Here is a 21,616-nt window from a genome sequence, read left to right as displayed (position 1 = left end):
GGGGCTTCTGAAGTTGATTTCAACCAAAACGATAAACAGTACGATGTCCGATGCGAACCACCCAAGGCTGAGCGTTCGGATATCGTCGGTAAAGTCGATCGATCGCCGTGACCGTCGTATCCGCCAGTTCAAACGCCCCCGTCTCGATATCGATCGCGACAATTTTTCCGCGATTTCCCGCTTCCACTTGCGATCGCACTCGCATCTCGTAGAGTTGTTCGCCACGTCGCGCAAATTCTTCTTTGCTATATCGGGGTTCTCGAACCGTCATCGCCTCGTCCTCAATTCCCGGTCTTTTCTAGCGTACAAATCCAACGGACAAATCGCCCTCAACCCCGCATCGCCAATTCCGCCACGTACTCCGCCCGTTCGGGATCGCCGCTTAACAAACAACAATCCCCCGATTCCAGTTCGATATCGTCGTCAACACTGTATAACTTCCCGTGGCGACGAACCGCCTTCACCTGGGTTTGATAGTCGTTGTAAATTCCGTTGGGCGTCATTCCCACCAGCGGCGAAGTGTCCGTCAGCGTCACCCAATGGTTGTAACCGCCATCGATCGATCGCCGCCCTTCCAACACCTCGTAAAACGCCAACACTTCCTCCGGTTTCCCCACCACCAACAGGCGATCGCCCGTCCGTAACGTCGTCTGTCCCTTCGGATAAAATAACGTATCGTTTCCCTGTTCGATCGCCATCACCGTAACCCCCGTCAAATTCCGCAAATCCGCCGCCGCTAACGTCATCCAATGCAGCGGTGACGCCTCGGGAATCGTCACCCATTCACTATGAAGCTGTTCGGTAGCCGTATCGATATCCCGTTCGCTGATGGGGCGTGCATCCGATCGAATACTCTGATAGCGATCGGTGCGAATTTTGCGAATCGAAAGCTGAATCGAGGACATATTTTCCCCCAACGTCGTTAACATATGTCCTCCCATTTCCAACGCCGCCTCAAACTCGGGTTGTACCACCTCTCGCGCCCCTAACTGGGCTAACAAGTCGATTTCCGGGTTGCTGTGAGAACGGACTACGATGTCCAGTTCCGGGGCGAATTCCAAAGCGCGTTTGAGAAGCAAGCGGGTACTGGTGGGATCGGGAAGGGCGATCGCGAGGGCTTTGGCTTTTTCCAAATGAGCTTTTTCGAGAATGAATCCCGACTCGGCGTCCCCGAAAATATAGGGAATTTGGTTCGATCGCAACTTCACGATCGCCGCTTCGCTGTTTTCAATCACTAACACCTGATAACCCCGTTCTCGCAGGATTTTCACCAACACCTGCCCCACCCGTCCGTATCCCGCCACCACAACATGATCTCGAATCGTTTCCGGACTGAAAAACTGCCGGTCCGACCCAAAGCGTTGCAACAATTGGGAAAACAGCGGTATTTTGGCCAATCGATCGGCAATTGTAGGAGACCACCGCATCCCGATGGGCGTTAAAACTAACGTAATCGCCGTGGTTCCCAACAACAACAAATACTGTTCGGCATTGAGAAGTCCAAATTCTTTCCCTTCCAACGCCAATACAAAGGAAAATTCCCCGATTTGGTTGAGTCCAAAGGCAGCGATAACCGCCGTTTTAAAGGAATAGCGAAACTGTAGGACGATGGGCAAAACAATGGCGGCTTTTCCCACCATCACCAGCAGGACTAACGCCAAAATACTGCCGAGATTGTCCCACAGCACCACCGGATCGACTAACATTCCGATCGAAGCAAAAAACAAACTGGCAAACGTATCCCGCAGCGGCAAAACTTTTGACAAAGCGCGATCGGCGTAATCGAGTTCTGCCAACATCAACCCCGCCACGAACGCCCCCATCTCGATGGAAAGCCCTAACGCCGCCGTCGTCAACGCCACCCCCAAACAGAGGGCGATGGCCGTCAACAAAAACAGTTCGCTGCTTTCCGTCGCCGCCACGTAGCGAATCACCGGAGGAACCAACCATCGCCCCACCACAAACGCCGCTGTAAAAAACAATACTGCTTTCAATACCGCCGCCAACAGTGCCGAAACCAGGTTTTCCGGGGCGTCGAGGGCGGGTAAGAGAGCTAACATCAACCCCAACACCAAATCCTGTACGATTAAAATCGCTAACATGACTTGACCGTGTAGGGTATTGGTTTCGCCGCGTTCGGTCAGGGTTTTCAGGACGACGGCGGTCGATGACAGCGACAAAATCTCTCCTAAAAATACCCCTTGGGTAATCTGTCCCGCCCAACCGAAGCCGATCGAAATCAACGCCCCCAGTGTTATCGTTAAGCCAATTTGCAACAAACTTCCTTTCAGGGCGATTTCTCTGACTCGTTTGAGTTCGGCTAGGGAAAATTCCACCCCCAACGCAAACAGCAAAAACGCCACGCCCATTTCTGCTAAGGCGTTAATTTGAACGGTATCGCGAACCAGTTGCAAGCCAAAGGGGCCGACGACGAGGCCGCTGGCGAGATAGCCCAGAAGAACCGGTTGACGCAGACGATTGGCGACGTAGCCACCGAAAGCAGATGCGCCGAGAACGGTGGTGAGTTCGAGTATGAAGTTGTGTTCGCTTGCCATTAGTGGTTAAAAATTGCAGTTCCCAGAAATGGTTGACGGGCGTTTTTTTCGACTGTCTTTCCAAATTGTAATGCCATCGACCAAGTTTGAGACTTTTTGCATCCCACCGAGTCCATCTCAAAGTTGCTCAAATATACCCTTTGAGAAACTGGGTATCTTGAATCTCCCCCGTTTCAGATGTCCGATATCTTGAAGATACCTGGACTCATGCCAATTTACAAAAATGAGATGCACCTATCTAACCCCCCCCCGCATCTCCAAGATGCCGGGGTTCTTCGATCGGTCACAGGACGAGTCACCGCAAGAGGAGGTTTGACGGCTAACCGTTTCGGGGGATTATACGTACAACGATTCTTCACAGCAGTAACCTTTCTCGTTCCAAACTTAACGACCTGATTGTTGTTCGTTTTTTAGGTCGAAATTTGCTTGAGTTTGTTGATTTAAGACGACCCATGTCAAATCTGTAAAATAAATAATAAAGGATCTTATTGGATTGCGGTGTAATTTGTTGACTTGAAGACAAAATTTGGGTAGAAGACTGTATAAAACCGCTTATTAACTAAAATTCAGAAAACCCAAAATTAAAAACAAAAAAAGGGATAATTCTTCAAGATTTATCCCGAAAAAACATTAAAAATTAGAACTTAGCCAGAAAGCCGCTATTTGACGACATTCCGTTATTTTCCGTGAAGGTCGTCATAAAAACCGGGTTTCTCGATCGACCCGTGCGTCACTCCTGAAAAAGGTTGTCGAGCAACGTACAAGCCCCCAGTTACAATCGATGAGACCTTTGAATTCAAACGATTGAAACGCGAGCGAAACGCGAGCCAATTTAACAGGAGGCTGCCCCGACGCGACGATATTCAACGCGAACCGTCGGACGGGTATTTCCTTTGAATAAATCGCGGCGAATTTCACTTAACCCGCAAGTCTCAAACAGTTGAAACTCCGAATCCGAAAGCGGCCAGGGGGGGCCGTCGGGTTCGGCTTCCGTATCGCGGCGGTTGGCTACGACTAACAGCGTACCGCTGTCAGCGACAAACTCCGACAGGGTGTTAATGGTGGTTCGACGGAGTTTCAGGGGCAAAGATTGCACCGTGCGCGATTCAAATACGAAATCGAAGGCGCGTTTCCAAGACTCATCGCAGGCGAATAAATCGCCAACCTGATAGTTGACCGATGAATCGGGGAACCGCTGGCGACACCACGCGATCGCTGTTTCGGAAATGTCGAAGGCCGTCACGCGAAATCCCCGTTTGGCCAACGCTTCCGCGTCGTCTCCCAAACCACAACCAATGACGAGTGCCGATTTCCCGTTTCCGTCCGTGTCTGTGTCGTTCAACCACTCTACGAGATAGGGATTCGGCTGTCTCATCGCCCAAGGAATGGCGGCGGCGTCTCCGCAGGCGGTGGCGTAAACTTGCTCGAACCAGCCTGCTGGATGTCCGTCTTTTGGATTGCCGATAGCGATTTGACGGATTTCGGACTGTCGGCGTTTTAGGGTGCGATCGGACATAATTCCCAATTTCGATCGAAACAACTGTTCTATGTATTATGTAACAATTATGTAACGATATGTTTACAAGTTACCGAACCACTCCCCCACTTTCGAGTGAAATCTAGAGATCTCTGCCATACCGGAGTTCTAACCAATTCAGCTCTCTCCCCAAAAAACTTGACAAAAACACAAATTTGTGTATAAAAACCCAACGGACACCGAGATTGTACGATACAAAACCGTAATGCTCTTGCATTTCGCCACAAAGACTAAACCCGGTGTCTTGAGGAGCCGAACCCCATGACTGCAACAGCGCCCCCACCCGCCACAATGCCCGAACTCGAACGGCAGGTTCGCCAATCCGTCCCCATCGAATACGTCCGCCAGTGGTTGGCGGTGCAACCCAAACGAGCCTATAGAGAACTCGCCCTAGATTGGCTGATCGTTCTCGTCGGATTAGTTCTCGTGGCGACAATTCCCAGCATTTGGACTTATATCGCCGCGTTTGTGCTGGTGGGAACCAGTCAGTACAAACTCTTTATCCTCGCCCACGACGCCATTCACGGCGCGTTACACCCCAACCGTTCCCTTAACGATAACCTCGCCCGCTGGTTGGTGTACGGTCCGATGTTCATGGCACTCGAAGACGCCCGACGCAACCACCTCAACCACCATCGTTACATGGGAACTCCCGACGATCCCGATCGCTACCTACATACCTTCGCCGGGAAAAATTCTCCACTACAGTTTTTGCTGTACTGTTCCGGATTCGCCACCTTCGGAAAAACTGTATTGAAGGTGACGCCCTTCGGAAAACTCCTCGACGCCTCGAATCACAACCCTCAAACGCCAGAAACTCAAATCTCCAGCGATCGCACCTCCACACCGCCAACCGGAAGCCTTCTCGGAGAATATTTCCAACAGCGAATTCCAGTCTTGTTATGGCAACCGCTGTTAATCCTAGCGTTTTTGCTGTCGCCGCTTCCCGTTTGGGCGTATTTACTGCTGTGGGTGGCGCCGATTTTCTTTCTCGTCTTCGTTCCCGACGAAATTCGCGCCTTTTGCGATCATGCCGTGTTAGCCTATCCTGACGACACTTGCGATCTCAAACGATTAATTTCCTTTCGTCCGCCTTGGTGGGAAGCCCAGATATTTTCGCCCCATCACATGAACTATCACGCCGAACATCATCTTTGGCCGTCGATGCCCCATTACAACTTAGCCAAAGCTCATCGCCTCATCCGCGATCGCGCCGAAATCACCGTTCGCCACAGCTATCTCGCCTTTTTATGGCGCGTCGTCCGTTCTCTACCCCTTTCACAGCGAACAGCCAACAGTCCGTAGGGTGCGTGACTTGAAAAGTAGGGTGTCGAACGCGAGATCGATCGATCGCCACGCACCGAGTATTTTTGCCCTCTCCCCCTCTCTGAAAGCTCCCCCTCTCCCTATTTTCCCCATCTCCCCATGTCCTCTTCTTCGCTTCAACTGGAATTCGTGCGATGCGGCGTTTGCGGTGCGGATAACTGGTATCCCTACGCCGTTGGGAAAGACTACGAGTACGACACCTCGAACGATGTCTTTCAAATGGTGCGTTGTAAGACCTGTGGGAATATCTATCTCAATCCCCGTCCTACAGAAGCAGAGTTATCGCGGATTTACCCGCCCCATTACTACGCTTACAACTACGATAAATCAGTGCATCCCATCGCGCGACGGGCGAAAGACTGGTTGGATGCGGGAAAGGTGAAATCGTGGATTGCGCCTTTTGAGAAGAAACGCGCCTTGCGATTTTTGGACGTCGGCTGTGGAAATGGACGCTATCTCAAAATGTTGCACCGCCTCGGGTTAGCCAAGCATCAGTTGTTTGGCATTGAAATGAATGCCGAGGCCATCGACAGCCTCAACGCCGAGGGCTATCAAGGGTTTTACGGACGCCTCGAAGATGTGGCCGACGAGTTACCGGAAAACTATTTTGATGTCATCGTGTTGTTGCAAGTTCTCGAACATGTGGCGAATCCCACTGAGACGGTACGCTGTTTGGGACGGTTGTTGCGTCCGGGGGGACGGCTGATTTTGGAAACGCCGAATACGGAAGGGTTGGATGCGAACTGGTTCCGCGATGGTTTTTGGGGCGGCTATCATTTTCCCCGTCACTGGAATTTGTTCGATCGCAAAACCTTAACGCGACTCGTCGAAGATGCTGGGTTGACGGTGGGTTCCTTTAAAGCCCTGCCATCCCATGCCTTTTGGATTTTATCCTATCACCATTGGCTGCAACATCAGACTCAGCAACCGCGCCTCGCGTCGCTGTTCGATCCGTTACGAAATGTTGCTCTGTTGAGTCTGTTTACGGGATTTGATTTGTTACGATCGAAAGTGGGAGTTTGGACGTCGAACGTGCAATTGGTGGCGGTTAAACCGAAAGGTTCGACCCTTCAACCATCCCCCGAACAACCTTTTGCAAACTTGCAACATCTTCCTTAACTATTTCTTAAATCTTTCTTTAAATTCGATTTATCTAATTTTAACCTTTTTGAAATCTCGCGGTAACGACGGGAGCCTCAAAACACGAGTCGCTTTCTTTTCGACCAAACGCCTGAGTTCTGGCGTCGCCATCATACCAGCAACATGGGGGCGATCGCTTGCCGGGAAGGGAGTGTCTTTCGCGGTTTGGCGTATCTGACGACTTCGACAGTTCTCCTCGCCCCGACATCCAACAAAGATGACGATCTGGTTATGCTAGAATCTCAACCCCTTTCAGAGTTTTACGGGAGTTCCTTAGAAGATTTAAATCTTAACTCCCGGCTGAAAGATTTATCCCTTTACGATTTAACCATTGAAGTCCATCGCCCCGGCGACGTTCTCGTGGAAACTTTTGCCAAAAACTCTCTCGTTCCCGGTGCAATTTTAACCGAAACGGGAAATTTTATCGGCATGGTTTCTCGCCGTCGCTTTTTAGAAATTATGAGCCGACCTTACGGCATCGAACTGTTTTCCAGACGGCCGTTGCGATCGCTGTATAACTTCATCGAAACCAAGATTCTCTACGCCAACGGAAATACCCCAGTGTTCGACGCCGCTCGTCAGTGCTTGCAGCGATCGCCCGAATTGCTGTACGAGCCGATCGTGGTCGAACTAGCCCCACAAACCTATCGGTTGCTGGACGTTCACAAACTGCTGATCGCCCAAGCTCGCCTCTACGAACTCGCCACCCACCTCCTTCAAGAACGCACCGCCGAACTCGATCGCGCCAACGCCGAAGTCACCGAACTCAACCAGCGACTGAAAGCCGAAAACCTGCGATTGGGGGCAGAAGTAGACGTGGCCAGAAAACTTCAACAAATGCTGCTTCCCAAAGACAGCGAACTCAAAAGCGTTCAAACCTTAGACATTTCCGGATACATGGAACCCGCCGACGAAGTCGGTGGAGACTACTACGACATTCTTCCCCACGAAACGGGTCTCAAAATCGGCATCGGCGACGTCACCGGCCACGGCTTAGAAAGCGGCGTCCTGACGATTATGGTACAAACCGCCGTCCGAACCTTACTCGCCACCCGAGAAACCGATCCCGTCAAATTTCTCAGTACCCTCAACCAAACCATTTTCGACAACGTGCAGCGGATGAATTCCGATCGCAACCTCACCCTAGCACTCCTCGACTACTCGAGTAACGGTAGCGGCGGCCAACTGCGGTTGAGCGGACAACATGAAGAAGTTTTAATCCTCAGACGCAGCGGCCACCTCGAACGCATCGACACCATCGACTTAGGATTTCCGATCGGACTCGACGCACAAATCGGCGACTTTATCAGTGAAATTACGGTAGCGTTAAACCCCGGCGATACCACCATTCTCTACACCGACGGAATCACCGAAGCCGAAGACGAAGACGGCAACTTTTATGGGATCGATCGCCTCTGTGAAGTCGCCCGTTGTCACGCCGATAAAAGCGCCCGAGAAATTCGACAAGCGATCGTAACCGATGTCAGACAACACATCGGTCGGCAAAAAGTCTATGATGACATCACCCTGCTGGTTTTAAAACAAAAGCCCTAAATCCGAAAAAATCGACGATGGCGATCGAAATTTTCAGCCTTTTCGTGACGGCAGGCACACTTTATGTAAAAATTTTACCAGAACTTAACCCGAATTTGTGTGTTAAATAACCGTGTTATCTCTAGGTTCGTTTTCATTCCTGGCCTCCACCATCCATCACGTCGGGAGTGAAGGGAGCGGGTATCCGGTGGTAGATATTCTTTGGGTTTTGGTCTGTAGCGGGTTGGTTTTTCTGATGCAGCCCGGATTCATGTGTTTGGAGTCCGGCCTGACGCGATCGAAAAACAGCATCAACGTCGCCGTCAAAAATTTCGCCGATTTCGGCATCTCCGTCTCGCTATTTTGGGCGTTCGGCTACGCCCTCATGTTCGGGATGTCTCATCTCGGCTGGGTGGGAACGAGCGGTTTTTTTTTGACGATCGAATCCGCCCCACAACTGGCCGCCTTTTTCCTCTTTCAAGCCATGTTCTGCGGCACCGCCACCACCATCGTCTCCGGCGCCGTAGCCGAGCGCATGAAATTTAGCGCCTATCTCCTCGTCTCCTGTCTCACCTCCGGACTCATCTATCCCATCTTCGGCCATTGGGCCTGGAACCTGAAAGCCGACGGCCTCGCCGGCGGATGGCTCGGACAACTGGGCTTTACCGACTTAGCCGGAAGTAGCGTCGTTCACAGCATCGGCGGTTGGATTTCCCTGGCCGCACTCCTCGTCATCGGACCGCGCGTCGGCCGCTTCCTCCCCGACGGAACCCCCGAAAAAATTCAAGGCTCCAACCTGCCCCTCTCCGTCCTCGGCACCATGCTCCTCTGGCTGGGCTGGCTCGGCTTTAACGGCGGTAGTACCCTCGTCTTGAGCGATCGCGTCGCCGCAATTATGGTTCACACCGTCCTCGCTGGCGTCGCCGGCCTCGTCACCGCCCTCCTCTACAGTTGGTCCCGTCACCAAGTCCCCGAAGTCGAACTGCTCCTCAACGGTTCCCTCGCCGGCTTAGTCTCCATTACCGCCAGTTGTGACGTCGTCACCACCCCAGCCGCCGTCGCCATCGGTATCGGTGGCGGAATCGTTACCCTCGCCACCCGTTCCGTCCTCGAACGCTTTCGCATCGACGACGCCGTAGACGCCGTTCCCGTTCACCTCGGCGGCGGCATTTGGGGAACCCTCGCCCTAGGCCTGTTCGGCGATTTGACCCTCATCGAAACTGGCTTGACACGCTGGGAACAGGTGGCCGTACAACTCCTCGGCGTTACCGTCGCCGGAATCTGGGCCTTTGGCATTACCTATCTGTTTCTGCGCCTCTGCAACCGCCATTTTCCTCTGCGAGTCTCTCCCGAAGAGGAAGAAATGGGACTCAACGTCTCCGAACACCGCGCTAAAACCGAAATTTACGACCTGTTCAAAGTCATGGACTCCCAGGCGCGAAACCAAGATTTGAGTATGCGGGTTCCCGTCGAACCCTTTACAGAAGTCGGACAAATCGCACGGCGGTACAACGAAGTCATGGACGCCCTCGAAGACGCCGTAAACCGCACCAACGCCATCGTCACCACCGCCAGCGATGCCATTTTGACCTTTTGTCCCGACACCTTAGCCATTACTAACGCCAACCCCAGCAGCGAGACCATTTTCGGCTATCTCCGAGACGACCTCTTCGGAAAACCCCTGTTGTCTCTGTTGACGCCTGAAGACGGCCGAGAAACCGCCGACAGTCCCCTCGGACAACTGCTGTACGACGGCCGGGCCGAACTCGTCGGACGCCACGCGGAAGGGTTCGACGTTCCCCTCGAAGCCACCGCCACGAAAGTCCGCGTCGGAGACCACATCTTTTACACGGGCATTTTTCGCGATATCAGCGAACGCAAACAGGCCGAAGCAGCGTTAGCTCAAGCGAACCGAGAGATTACGCTACTCAACGATCGCCTGAAAGCGGAAAACCTACGTTTGGGAGCCGAAATTGACATTACGCGACGCCTGCAACAGATGTTGTTGCCCAAAGAACGGGAACTCCAACAAATTTTGGAGTTAGATATCGCCGGGTACATGGAACCGGCTACGGAAATCGGCGGCGATTATTACGACGTGCTTTGTCGCAACGGACAGGTTAAAATCGGCATCGGCGACGTGACCGGCCACGGCCTCGAAAGTGGCGTGTTGATGTTGATGGTGCAAACCGCAGTTCGTACCTTGTTAGAAAGCGAAGAAAGCGATTCTCGACGTTTTCTGGACATCCTCAACCGCACGATTTACGGAAACGTGCAGCGCATGGATTCCGATCGCAACTTGACGTTATCGTTACTCGATTACGAAAACGGACGGTTGCGCGTCAGCGGACAACACGAAGAAATCCTTATCGTTCGCGCTAACGGAGATGTCGAACGCATCGATACTATCGATTTGGGATTTCCCATCGGTTTGGAAGCCAGCGTTGCCGACTTTATCGACGAAACCACCGTCGAACTGAACGCCGGAGATGTAGTGGTCTTGTACACCGATGGCATTACTGAAGCCGAAGATGAAGCGGGGAATTTTTACGGACTCGATCGCCTCTGCGCGATCGTGCGACGCCACCTTCACGAACGGGCAGAAGTCATTCGACGGGCGGCGATCGCAGACCTGCGACGCCATATCAGCCAACAAAAGGTCTACGATGATATTACCTTGTTGGTGATGAAACAGCGGTGCGACACCGCCTTGCTTCAGAACGCAACGGCAAGCCTATCAAAAGAGATGTAGAGGGTTCGGGAGTTTTGCGACATGACACAAATTTTTGGGGATTACAACGAGGGACAACCCGATAGCCCCGAGTTTCTCATCATCGGGTTTTCTCCGAGTTCGGTTCCCCTCAAACAACGCTGGCGCAATAACGGCTTGTCGGCGGATTTTATGGCGGACTACCTCACCACCTTCTTTTTAGGAAGCGAAGACAATCCCGCCTCCATGCGCCGCCAGGCGGAAATTAAAGGGGCTGTGAGTTTTATCGCCAACGAACTTCTCGAAAACGCTATGAAGTTCAGCGACGAAAACTGTTCCCATCCCATTAGCATTCAATTGCAACTACATCCCGAACGCTTGATGTTTTTTACCACCAACAGCATTCCTCCCCAGAAAGTGAAGGGCTTTCAAGGCTATCTCGAAGAACTCGTTTCGTGCGATCCTGAAGAAATGTACGTGCGCCAGCTCGAAAAAAACGCCCTGGACGAAACCGGAACTAGTTCTCGCCTGGGATATCTCACCATGATGAGCGATTATATGGCCAGACTGGGATGGAAGTTTGAAACGGTTCAGAAAGAACCGGAAGTCATGACCGTCACGACGATGGTAGAACTGCCCGTGTGAATCGATCGCGTGACATAATACACTGACGCTGGTTTTACCCGTTGTTTCGATACCGTGCGCGAACGGTGTCTCCCCACGCCCCCGAACGTTTACAACCCATGATGGAAATTAAGACAGACGACTATCGCATCTGGTACGAGCCGGACACGAACACGGTATACTGCCAAGGCTCGCTTCGCTTGAGTGGGATGGCAGAGTACGCGCCGATTGCCGAACTCCTCGAGGAAGTGGTCGATCGCGAACCCTCGCAAATCGTTCTCGACTTACAAGGACTGGAATTTCTCAACAGTTCCGGCATTAGCATGCTCTCCAAGTTCGTGATTAAAGTCCGCCACAAAAAAACTATTAACACCATCGTGCGCGGCTCGAAATCCATTCCCTGGCAGGGGAAATCTTTGAAAAACCTCCAGCGTTTGATGCCGTCGCTAACCCTGGAATGGGAATAGGCGATAGGAGAGAGAGATCGAGATAGCAGCGCCATTTTGAGTCGATTTGGAAATTTCAACCTTGAAAGAGCGATCGCGATTTGGAAATTTCAAGCAGCGGTGCTAAACTGAGAAGGTTTTGAGCGTAACAGCGATTCGGTTATGTTTTGGGCTGATAAAATTGCCGCCAGCACGCAAGGCGAACAAGTCGTCAACGACTCCAAAACCCCCTCCGGGCGGGTTCACGTGGGATCGTTGCGCGGCGTCATCGTTCACGATGTCATCTACCGCGCCCTCAAGCGTGCCGAGAAGCCCGTTAAATTTTTATACGGTATCGACGATTACGACGCCCTCGATGGAGTGCCGAAATATCTCGATCGCGAGAAATTCGCCCCCTATCTCGGACAACCGCTTTGTAACGTCCCCTCTCCCGGCGAGGGCGCCAGCGATTACGCGAAATATTACAGTTCGGAATTTTTCGAGGTCTTCGACTATCTCGGCGTTCGTCCGCAAATTTACTATCTGCGGGATTTGTACCGCCAGGGGAAACTCAATCCCTATATCGATCGATTCCTACAAAACGCCCATCTCGTTCGAGAAGCCTACAAACAAGTCAGCAACGCCGATCGCGCTGAAAACTGGTATCCGTTTCAAGTCATCTGCGAAAACTGCGGCAAAATTGCCACCACCGTCGTCAGCGACTACAACGGAAAAGAGGTGTTCTACACCTGCAAACCGGACGCCATGAGTTACGTCGAAGGTTGCGGCCATTCCGGTTGGGTGTCTCCCTTCGACGGAAACGGAAAACTTCCCTGGAAAGTAGAATGGGTGGCGAAATGGGATCTTCTCGGCGTCACCATCGAACTCGCTGGGAAAGACCACTCGCAAAAAGGCGGCTCCAGAGATGTGGCCAACGCCATTTACCGCAAAGTGTACGGCAAAAAACCGCCTTATCACTCTCCTTACGAGTTTATTCTCGTTGGCGGCACCAAGATGAGTTCCTCGAAAGGGGTGGGGGCGAGTGCTAAGGAAATCGCCGAATTGCTTCCGCCGGAACTGTTGCGCTTTTTGATGTTGAGAACGCAGCCGAAAACCGCGATTAATTTCTCGCCGAATTACGAAACCATTACGCGGCTGTTTCGGGATTACGACAGTGCGATCGAGAAATACGAAAAACTCCTCGAACGCGAAGAGAATCCCAAATTAAGCAAAGACTTACTAGCCCTGTACTATTCCCAAGTCGGCGACGACGTTCGCACCTATCAGCCCTTCGATTTCAGCACCTTGATTTCCCTTCTGCAAGTGCCGCACCTGGACATCAAAGCGGAAGTGGAAAAACGCAGCGAAAAACCCCTCAGCGAAACCGATTGGGAAGTCGTAAACGAGCGGATTCGCGTCGCGCAAAAATGGCTCGACGACTACGCCGATCCTGAAGAGAAACTGGTGTTGTATTTCGACGAAATCCCCGAATCGGCGGGAAATCTCGAAGCCGAACAACTTCAGTATTTGACTCAGTTGGCGGAAAATTTAGAGAATCTCGAGGATTGGGAAGGGGAAGCTTTACAAACCGAGATTTTCTCCACCTCGAAAGCCTTGGGATTAGCTCCGAAAAAAGCATTTCCGGCGGTGTATCACTCCTTCCTCGGGAAAGAGCGGGGACCGAAAGCGGGAAATTTGCTTTCTTATCTCGAGAAGTCGTTCGTGGTGCAACGACTGCGAGATGTGGCGAACGCCGCTTGAGTTGAGGTTTGAATGAGATTGAGAGAAACCCGGTTGGTATTGACAACCGGGTTTTTTGTTGGAGTTGAAGGAAAGAGAATTTCCAACTGAGTTTCGACAATTCTTCACCACAGAGACACAGAGAACACAGAGGTTTGTGGAGGAAAAAGAATCCGTCGCGTTTCTGGTTGAAACAGATTGAACAGTCGGTTGGCTGGAACGGAGTGGAACCCAACAATCGCTAGAATTGTTGACGCGATCGAATTGACAACAATCCTCAGAAATTAGATATTTTTGAACTCGATATTTATGATATCGTTGGGTCTTCGGAGTTTGAGGTGATAAGCATATTTTATACCTGGTTATCCCCCCTTCGCCCCCCTTTGAAAGGGGGGTTGGGGGGGATAGGGGGCGAAGGGGGGATGCGCCCCTACCCAAATTTTGTATTCCAATTTACAAATTACACCCTAATCTCCGAAGACCCATATCGTTTAGGGGCTTCCTTGAGGGCGTCGTTCGGTGGAAGAGGATTGAGGATGGTTTCAAGGAAGGCGTTGCTCTCTTGGCGGTTGAGTTTCAGTATTGAATTCGATCCAATTCAAAAATTGTTTGTTATTGTCTAATACAAAACATTAAAATCTCAGCCTGAGTTGGTTTGAAGGTTGTGAAGTCCAACAACAAGCAGTTTAGGTGTTGGGTTTCGTTCCTCAGCCCAACTTAGTAAATTGATTACTGGCGGTTGACAGGGATCAGTTGACTCGATAATGTTTCAAACGATCGAATCGCTATATCGATGCGATCGGCAAAAGCATCCCAATTTCGATCGTCACGACAAACAATAATTCCTGAATGTTCGGGAGACTGATAATGTAACTTAATAAAATCAACGCGATTGAGGGTTAAAACCGCCCGTTGTTCTTGTGTCGCAAATGCGAGGACTTCTGCATCGGGGATTTTCAGATTAGAACGTCCAGCTTCTCGAACAGTTAAAATATCGTGTTCTTTGGCTCGTAAGCGTTCGATAACCGGTTGTGGAAACTGTTCGTCTGCGTACAAACGCGCCATCTATTCAGCATCCTCGTTTTCTCGAATATCTCGCGCGATTTCATCTGGAAAGGCTTCTGCATACGCCCAAGCATCTGCTAAGTTTTCGGGAGTCAAACTGGGATAACTTTTTAATAAATTTTCCTCAGTATATCCTAATTTTTTGGCTTGAACTAAACCCCAAACAGGAATGCGAGTTCCGGCAATACAAGCGCGATCGCCACAAACTCCCGATGTTTTTTCAATGCCTTTCCAGCGATTTCGATTGACGGTTAAAAATTCCATTGTTTTCAATTTAACGTCACTTAGAATGGGGGCGTTACCCAGGCCGTTTCATAGGCTCGATGTCAGCGAAATTTTCTAGTCCGCTAACGCACCCTACGGAAACTTTATATTCAATTTTAATCTTATATGATATTTTTGATTTTCATGAAATTTACCAACCCCACACAAAAAAAAGCGGGTGAGCCTCCGCCCACCCGCTCGACTAACTAATTAGCAAGCGACAAAGTCAAACGACTTCGTAATCGACTTAGTAATCGAAATCGCCGCCCATACCAGCACCAGCACCAGCGCCAGCACCTTCTTTCGGCTCGGGTTTGTCAACCACAATGCACTCGGTCGTCAACACCATACCCGCGATCGAAGCCGCGTTTTGAGTCGCCGAACGAGTCACTTTCGCCGGGTCGACGATACCCGCATCGAACATATCCCCAAACTCACCGTTGGCCGCATTGTAACCAACGTTGAAATCTTTCTCTTTCACGCGCTCGGCAATCACCGCGCCGTTTTGACCCGCGTTTTCCGCAATCCGTTTCAGCGGAGAAGTCAACGCACGAGCCACAATGAGCGCACCCGTCAACTCTTCGTTCGCCAGGTTGCTGGTCGCCCAGTCTTCCACTTGCGGCGCCAGGTGAGCCAGGGTCGTACCGCCACCGGGAACGATACCTTCCTCAACAGCGGCTTTCGTCGCGTTGATGGCATCTTCCAGGCGCAGCTTGCGATCCTTCATTTCCGTTTCCGTCGCCGCACCGACTTTCACGACAGCTACGCCACCGGACAGTTTCGCCAACCGCTCTTGCAGTTTTTCCTTGTCGTAGGAAGAATCGCTTTCTTCCATTTGACGGCGGATTTGCTCGCAACGAGCTTTCACACCCGCTTCGTTACCTTCGGCGACGATGGTGGTGTTGTCTTTGGTGATGGTGATGCGGCGAGCGGTGCCGAGCATATCGATTTTGGCGTTTTCCAGCTTCAGACCCGCATCTTCGGTGATGACTTGACCGCCGGTCAAAACGGCGATGTCTTCGAGCATCGCTTTACGGCGATCGCCAAAACCAGGCGCCTTAACCGCCGCCACGTTCAGAACGCCGCGCAGGCGGTTGACCACCAGGGTCGCCAGGGCTTCTTTCTCGATGTCTTCAGAGATAATCAGTAAGGGTTTGCCAGACCGCGCTACTTGTTCGAGAACCGGAACCAGATCTTGAACCAGGCTGATTTTCTTGTCGGTCAGCAGGATAAAGGGTTCGTCGAGAACCGCTTCCATGCGCTCGGTGTCGGTGGCGAAGTAGGGCGAGATATAGCCCTTGTCGAAGCGCATCCCTTCGGTGATTTCCAGTTCGGTGGTCATGGATTTCCCTTCTTCGAGGGAGATGACCCCTTCTTTACCCACTTTGTCCATCGCTTCGGCAATCATGCGACCGACTTCTTCGTCGTTACCGGCCGAGATGGTGCCGACTTGGGAGATGGCGGTGGAGTCTTCGACGGGACGAGCGTGTTCTTTGATTTTGTCTACGACGTAAGCCGTGGCGCGATCGATCCCCCGTTTGATGGCGATGGGGTTGGCACCCGCCGCCACGTTCCGCAGACCTTCTTTGACCATCGCGTGAGCCAGAACCGTCGCGGTGGTGGTTCCGTCTCCAGCGGCGTCGTTGGTTTTGGACGCGGCTTGACGAATTAAAGAAACACCGGTGTTTTCGATGTTGTCTTCGAGTTCGATTTCTTTGGCGATGGTGATCCCGTCGTTGACGATTTGGGGCGCACCGAATTTCTTCTCGAGGACGACGTTGCGACCTTTGGGGCCGAGGGTTACGGCAACGGATTCGGCGAGGATATCCATGCCTTTTTCGAGGGCGCGACGTGCGTTTTCGTTATAAACGATCCGTTTGGCCATAGTTTCCTACTTCGTTAAATCTCGCGATGTGTGTCGATAGTTGAGGGGAGTGATGGGTTAAGGCAACGGGTCAACCGTTGGGGTCGAAACCCTCAGCGATTTACTGGACGATCGCCAGGATGTCTTTTTCAGACAACAGCACGAACTCGTCGCCACCGAGTTTGATGTCCGTGCCAGCGTATTTGGAGTAGAGGACTTTATCGCCGACGTTGACGTCCATTGCTTGACGAGACCCGTCGTCGTTGCGTTTGCCAGGGCCCACCTGCACGACTTCACCCACTTGGGGCTTTTCTTTAGCGACGTCGGGCAGGTAGATGCCGCCATCGGTTTTCTCCTCCGAGGGACTCACCTTTACAAAAACGCGATCGGCTAGCGGTTTGACGGTGGAAACACTCAGAGATACGGCTGCCATAGGGAATTCTCCAAATTTTACAGATACGTTACACTTTTCGAGAAATCGATCGAGCTGGGTTTGTCGGCGATCGAACTATAAATGCGGCGAATAGTGCGGCGCGGCGTTCGATCGCCCAAACTTCAAGCTGCGGCGGCGACGATTCCCCTCTCCGATACTTCGGAAACACGGGTGTCGTGCCTGAAGTTGAGACCTCGCACTTGGCGAATTAGCACTCTCAACTCCTGAGTGCTAATTTAGCGGAGCGAATTCGCTCGAGGCAACTCGTTGGGCAGTACGGGTTTCCGAACTACAATGAGAACGACTGCGTTTGAGAGCGATCGCACTGCAAATGTCCGACCCGACCGTTGAAAATCAAACTATCCCCCCCAAAGCCTCTGCTAACCGCGACGATGCCGAGGGCTGTTCGGCCTCTCTGTCCAACTGTATCGAGAGCCTCGGCTTGAGAGCGATCGAGCGCCACATCCTACTTTGCGCCGACCAAACCCAACCTAAATGCTGCTCGAAAACCGCAGGACTCGAAGCCTGGGATTACCTCAAACGTCGCTTGAAAGAATTGAAACTCGATCGCCCCACTGACGATCGACCTACCTGTATTTTCCGGACGAAAGCCAACTGCTTGCGTGTGTGTACTCAGGGCCCCGTTCTGGTCGTCTATCCCGATGGCGTTTGGTATCGCGGCGCGACCCCTCCCGTCATCGAACGGATTATCCAAGAACACCTCCTCGGCGGCCGCGTCGTCGAAGAATACGCCTTTTTGCAACAGCCGCTTCCGGATACACCGACACCTCATCCTACCGATGTCTCTCCTCCCGTCAAAAACACGGACGCCCCCCCGGAAACCGCGACCCCTTAATCGACCACAGGGCTGCCAAGCTGGGTTATCATGGAGATCGATCGAGCGAGTCGAAGTGGCGAAGCACCGTCGTTTCAGCCTCGACCTTCGCTGGTCGGCCTTCTGTCAAGCTATGCCGTCAAAAATACTGAGATTTCTATAATTTTCTCGGACATCGATCGCTCACTATGAAGACTAGCAGCAACAAACGATTACTTCTCATTGATGACGACCCAAATTTAATTTTATTGGTCAAAGATTTTCTCGAATTTCGGGGTTACGAAGTCATCTCCGCCGAAAACGGACGGGAAGCCCTAGAACTCCTCGAAGAAAAGCTCCCCGACCTCATTATTTGCGACGTGATGATGCCGGAAATGGACGGCTATACCTTCGTCGAACACGTGCGGGAAGACCCCCGGACGAGCTGGATTCCCGTGATTTTCCTCTCCGCCAAAGGACAAAGCCAAGACCGGGTGAAAGGCTTGAACACCGGAGCCGACGTTTACATGGTCAAACCCTTCGAGCCGGATGAGTTGGTGGCGCAAGTCGAAGCCGCCCTCAACCAAGCTTCGCGACTGATGGCTCGCAAACTGGCCGGAAGCGACAACGCACCGCCGTTGAAAGTGCGCGCCGGGGTGGAACTGACGCCGACAGAGTTGAAAGTCGTGCAGTGGGTGGCTCGAGGCATGGCTAACCGCGAAATCGCCCTGGAAATGAACGTTAGCCAGCGCACTATCGAAAGCCACGTTTCCAATATGCTCGGAAAAACAGGACTCCACAACCGCACCGAACTGGCGCGGTGGGCGATCGAAACCAATATGGTTTAAAACACATTGGCACTCTGGGAATCCAGCGTCAGATCGCAGTACGGGCGAATCTGGCGCTGTGCGTATTACAGTTGCGCTACAGTTGAAGCCGAGCCTCCCGTCGTATTATATTTGTCAAAATGTTAAGCTGGCCGATCTCGTCGGTTGCCAGCTTCGATCGCCCGCGACCGAGAGCGTTCGTCTTCGATCGCAACCTGCGACGAAGATCGCGACTCTTCTATGTAGCATCGGTTCGCCTTTCTCAGGGAACAGTGAAGAGACAAGAGTGAAGAGTTAAGATACTCTGACCGCCAGATCGTATCACTCGGCATTCTGCACTCTAAACTTTACACTGAAGACCGCGAACCTACCGTAAATTTTACCTCTAAACTACGCATAAACCAGGTATACATCTTCATGATTTATGACACCGATCGTCTCTCCATCTTTGTTGACGGGAACAATATGTTCTACGCCCAACAAAAAAACGGATGGTTTTTCGACCCGCGACGAGTTCTCGACTATTTCAAACACGAACACGCCAGCACCACCCTCGTTAACGCCTTTTGGTATACCGGACTCAAAGACCCCCAAGACCAACGGGGTTTCCGCGATGCCCTCATCAGCCTCGGCTATACCGTCCGTACTAAAATCCTTAAAGAATATTACGACGACAACTCCGGTCGCTACTCCCAAAAAGCCAATCTAGACATTGAAATTGTTATAGATATGTTTAACACCGTCGACCAGTACAATCGAGTGGTGTTATTTAGCGGAGACGGGGATTTCGAGCGGGCTATCGAACTGCTGCGATCGAAAAACACCCACATTACCGTCGTCTCCACCGAAGGCATGATCGCCCGAGAACTGCGAAACGCCACCGATCGCTACATCGACCTCAACGACATTCGCGAGAAAATCGAGAAACTGGATTACTAACCTAGATTGACAATCTAGAGGGCCAAACCCACAGAGAAAACGGGGCGATCTTGGCTGGAACCCCTCACCTCGTCCCGTTCCCTCAATCTCCCCACCTCAAGAGTTTCACCGCTATATATTCCCCTCACAGGAGGAACACCATGAGCGACTCTCAAGATCGAATTATCATCTTCGATACCACCTTGCGCGACGGCGAACAATCCCCCGGCGCCACCCTCAACAAAGAAGAAAAACTCACCATCGCCCGACAACTAGCCCGTCTCGGCGTCGATGTCATCGAAGCCGGATTTCCCTTCGCCAGTCCCGGCGACTTTGAGGCCGTCCAAACCATCGCCCAACAAGTCGGAACCCCCGACGGCCCCACCATCTGCGGCTTAGCCCGCGCCACCCGAGGCGACATCAAAGCCGCCGGAGAAGCCCTCGAACCCGCCGCCAACAAGCGGATTCACACCTTCATCGCCACCTCGGATATTCACCTGCAATACAAACTCCGCAAAACCCGCGAAGAAGTCTTGGCCATCGCCCCGGAAATGGTGGCTTACGCCAAAACCTTCACCGACGACGTGGAGTTTTCCCCAGAAGACGCCGGACGCAGCGACCCCGAATTTATGTATCGCGTCCTCGAAGCCGTCATCGACGCCGGGGCCACCACCGTGAATATCCCCGATACCGTCGGTTACACCACACCCACGGAATTCGGCGCCCTGATCCGCGGGATTAAAGAAAACGTCCGCAATATCGACAAGGCCATTATCTCCGTCCACGGTCACAACGACCTCGGCTTAGCTGTGGCCAACTTCCTCGAAGCCGTGAAAAACGGCGCTCGTCAGCTCGAATGTACCATCAACGGTATCGGCGAACGAGCGGGGAACGCCGCCTTAGAAGAGTTGGTGATGGCGTTGCACGTGCGGCGACAGTATTTCAATCCCTTCTTGGGGCGTCCGGCGGAGTCCGAAGAACCCCTGACTCAAATCAACACCCGCGAAATTTATAAAACCTCCCGGTTGGTGTCGAACCTCACGGGGATGTTCGTCCAACCCAATAAAGCTATCGTCGGCGCCAACGCTTTCGCCCACGAGTCGGGGATTCACCAAGACGGCGTTCTCAAAAATAAACTCACCTACGAGATTATGGACGCTCAGTCCATTGGGGTGAACGAAAACCAAATCGTTTTGGGCAAACATTCCGGTCGCAACGCCTTTAAGAGTCGATTGAAAGAGTTGGGTTTCGACCTCTCGGAAAATGAGTTGAATAAGGCTTTTCTCAATTTTAAGAAGTTTGCCGATCGCAAAAAGGAAATTACTGATTGGGATTTGGAATCGATCGTTAACGACCAAATCCAGCAACCGCCGGAACTCTATAAATTGGAATTGGCGCAAGTCTCCTGTGGCGATCGATTGCGTCCCACAGCTACGGTGACGCTTCGCGCTCCCAACGGCGAAGAAAAAACCGCCGTCGCTTTGGGAACCGGACCCGTGGATGCGGTGTACAAAGCCATCCATCAAATTATCGATTTACCCAACGAACTCATCGAGTACACGGTTCAGTCCGTGACGGCGGGTATCGACGCCCTCGGTGAGGTGACGGTGCGATTGCGCCACGAAGGCCGCGTGTTTTCCGGCCATGCGGCGAATACGGATGTGATCGTCGCCTCAGCACACGCTTACGTCAATGCCTTGAATCGTCTCTACGGTGCGATGCAAAGTCCTTCGTTTTCAGCTCAAGCGGAACCGACGGTGACGAGCCGCGTCTAGCCTCGAGAGTCCTGTCACTGACCCCGCGCTAAAGCGACGGGGCTTGGGAGCAGCCAGGTTCCCGTA

The 21,616-nt window shown here is 52.2% G+C and carries 19 protein-coding genes; 12 read left to right on the top strand and 7 right to left on the bottom strand.

Going from position 1 to position 21,616, the window contains the following annotated elements:
• Positions 1-19 precede the first annotated feature (19 nt).
• The 3 genes from ACP5D4_RS10490 to ACP5D4_RS10480 form a co-directional block, all read right to left on the bottom strand.
• The gene (locus ACP5D4_RS10490; protein ID WP_017661598.1) at positions 20-271 is read right to left on the bottom strand and encodes a hypothetical protein; all 252 of its coding nucleotides are present in this window, start codon (positions 269-271) and stop codon (positions 20-22) included.
• 58 nt (positions 272-329) lie between these two features.
• On the bottom strand, positions 330-2,555 hold the full coding sequence (locus ACP5D4_RS10485) for a cation:proton antiporter (protein ID WP_428011575.1): 2,226 nt from the start codon (positions 2,553-2,555) through the stop codon (positions 330-332).
• Positions 2,556-3,387: 832 nt separating this feature from the next.
• Entirely contained in the window at positions 3,388-4,071 is a 684-nt protein-coding gene (locus ACP5D4_RS10480; RefSeq protein ID WP_428011574.1) for a class I SAM-dependent methyltransferase, read from the bottom strand.
• Between the two features lie 282 nt (positions 4,072-4,353).
• Here ACP5D4_RS10480 and ACP5D4_RS10475 point away from each other — a divergent pair, with 282 nt between their 5' ends.
• The 7 genes from ACP5D4_RS10475 (at position 4,354) to lysS (ending at position 13,611) form a co-directional block, all read left to right on the top strand.
• Complete coding sequence (locus ACP5D4_RS10475; RefSeq protein ID WP_428011573.1) at positions 4,354-5,397, top strand: fatty acid desaturase; 1,044 nt, start codon at positions 4,354-4,356, stop codon at positions 5,395-5,397.
• A 120-nt stretch (positions 5,398-5,517) separates the two neighbouring features.
• Complete coding sequence (locus ACP5D4_RS10470) at positions 5,518-6,537, top strand: class I SAM-dependent methyltransferase (protein ID WP_428011572.1); 1,020 nt, start codon at positions 5,518-5,520, stop codon at positions 6,535-6,537.
• Between the two features lie 144 nt (positions 6,538-6,681).
• Positions 6,682-8,112 (top strand): PP2C family protein-serine/threonine phosphatase, encoded by a 1,431-nt coding sequence (locus tag ACP5D4_RS10465; RefSeq protein WP_428011571.1) that lies wholly within the window; start codon positions 6,682-6,684, stop codon positions 8,110-8,112.
• Positions 8,113-8,299: 187 nt separating this feature from the next.
• Positions 8,300-10,843, top strand: coding sequence for an ammonium transporter (amt, locus tag ACP5D4_RS10460; RefSeq protein ID WP_428011570.1), 2,544 nt, complete (start codon positions 8,300-8,302; stop codon positions 10,841-10,843).
• Positions 10,844-10,864: 21 nt separating this feature from the next.
• Entirely contained in the window at positions 10,865-11,446 is a 582-nt protein-coding gene (locus ACP5D4_RS10455; protein ID WP_428011569.1) for a slr1658 superfamily regulator, read from the top strand.
• A 101-nt stretch (positions 11,447-11,547) separates the two neighbouring features.
• Entirely contained in the window at positions 11,548-11,892 is a 345-nt protein-coding gene (locus ACP5D4_RS10450) for a slr1659 superfamily regulator (RefSeq protein ID WP_428011588.1), read from the top strand.
• A 141-nt stretch (positions 11,893-12,033) separates the two neighbouring features.
• Positions 12,034-13,611 carry a lysine--tRNA ligase gene (lysS, locus tag ACP5D4_RS10445; protein ID WP_428011568.1) on the top strand — a complete coding sequence of 526 codons (1,578 nt, stop codon included), beginning with the start codon at positions 12,034-12,036 and terminating at the stop codon, positions 13,609-13,611.
• Between the two features lie 708 nt (positions 13,612-14,319).
• Here the strand turns inward: lysS and ACP5D4_RS10440 are convergent.
• The 4 genes from ACP5D4_RS10440 to groES form a co-directional block, all read right to left on the bottom strand.
• Positions 14,320-14,655: a DUF5615 family PIN-like protein gene (locus ACP5D4_RS10440; RefSeq protein ID WP_428011567.1), complete on the bottom strand. Its 336-nt coding sequence runs from the start codon at positions 14,653-14,655 to the stop codon at positions 14,320-14,322.
• Positions 14,656-14,919, bottom strand: coding sequence for a DUF433 domain-containing protein (locus ACP5D4_RS10435; protein ID WP_428011566.1), 264 nt, complete (start codon positions 14,917-14,919; stop codon positions 14,656-14,658). It lies immediately after the preceding gene.
• Between the two features lie 247 nt (positions 14,920-15,166).
• Entirely contained in the window at positions 15,167-16,804 is a 1,638-nt protein-coding gene (groL, locus tag ACP5D4_RS10430) for a chaperonin GroEL (protein ID WP_428011565.1), read from the bottom strand.
• A gap of 100 nt (positions 16,805-16,904) precedes the next feature.
• Positions 16,905-17,216 carry a co-chaperone GroES gene (groES, locus tag ACP5D4_RS10425; RefSeq protein WP_428011564.1) on the bottom strand — a complete coding sequence of 104 codons (312 nt, stop codon included), beginning with the start codon at positions 17,214-17,216 and terminating at the stop codon, positions 16,905-16,907.
• 81 nt (positions 17,217-17,297) lie between these two features.
• Between groES and ACP5D4_RS10420 the strand changes: the two genes are divergently transcribed.
• The 5 genes from ACP5D4_RS10420 (at position 17,298) to ACP5D4_RS10400 (ending at position 21,550) form a co-directional block, all read left to right on the top strand.
• On the top strand, positions 17,298-17,444 hold the full coding sequence (locus ACP5D4_RS10420) for a hypothetical protein (RefSeq protein ID WP_428011563.1): 147 nt from the start codon (positions 17,298-17,300) through the stop codon (positions 17,442-17,444).
• A gap of 103 nt (positions 17,445-17,547) precedes the next feature.
• Positions 17,548-18,072: a (2Fe-2S) ferredoxin domain-containing protein gene (locus ACP5D4_RS10415; protein ID WP_428011562.1), complete on the top strand. Its 525-nt coding sequence runs from the start codon at positions 17,548-17,550 to the stop codon at positions 18,070-18,072.
• Between the two features lie 167 nt (positions 18,073-18,239).
• Positions 18,240-18,878 carry a response regulator transcription factor gene (locus ACP5D4_RS10410; RefSeq protein WP_428011561.1) on the top strand — a complete coding sequence of 213 codons (639 nt, stop codon included), beginning with the start codon at positions 18,240-18,242 and terminating at the stop codon, positions 18,876-18,878.
• A gap of 396 nt (positions 18,879-19,274) precedes the next feature.
• A complete protein-coding gene (locus ACP5D4_RS10405) occupies positions 19,275-19,796 on the top strand; it encodes an NYN domain-containing protein (protein ID WP_428011560.1) in 522 nt (173 codons plus the stop codon).
• A 140-nt stretch (positions 19,797-19,936) separates the two neighbouring features.
• Positions 19,937-21,550 carry a 2-isopropylmalate synthase gene (locus ACP5D4_RS10400; RefSeq protein WP_428011559.1) on the top strand — a complete coding sequence of 538 codons (1,614 nt, stop codon included), beginning with the start codon at positions 19,937-19,939 and terminating at the stop codon, positions 21,548-21,550.
• Positions 21,551-21,616: the final 66 nt, after the last annotated feature.

Origin of the sequence: Baaleninema sp., from assembly GCF_049974805.1 — a bacterium.
Taxonomy (GTDB): domain Bacteria; phylum Cyanobacteriota; class Cyanobacteriia; order Cyanobacteriales; family Geitlerinemataceae; genus Baaleninema.
The sequence above is the reverse complement of the archived record's forward strand: the minus strand, read 5'-3'. Positions and strand labels throughout refer to the sequence as shown.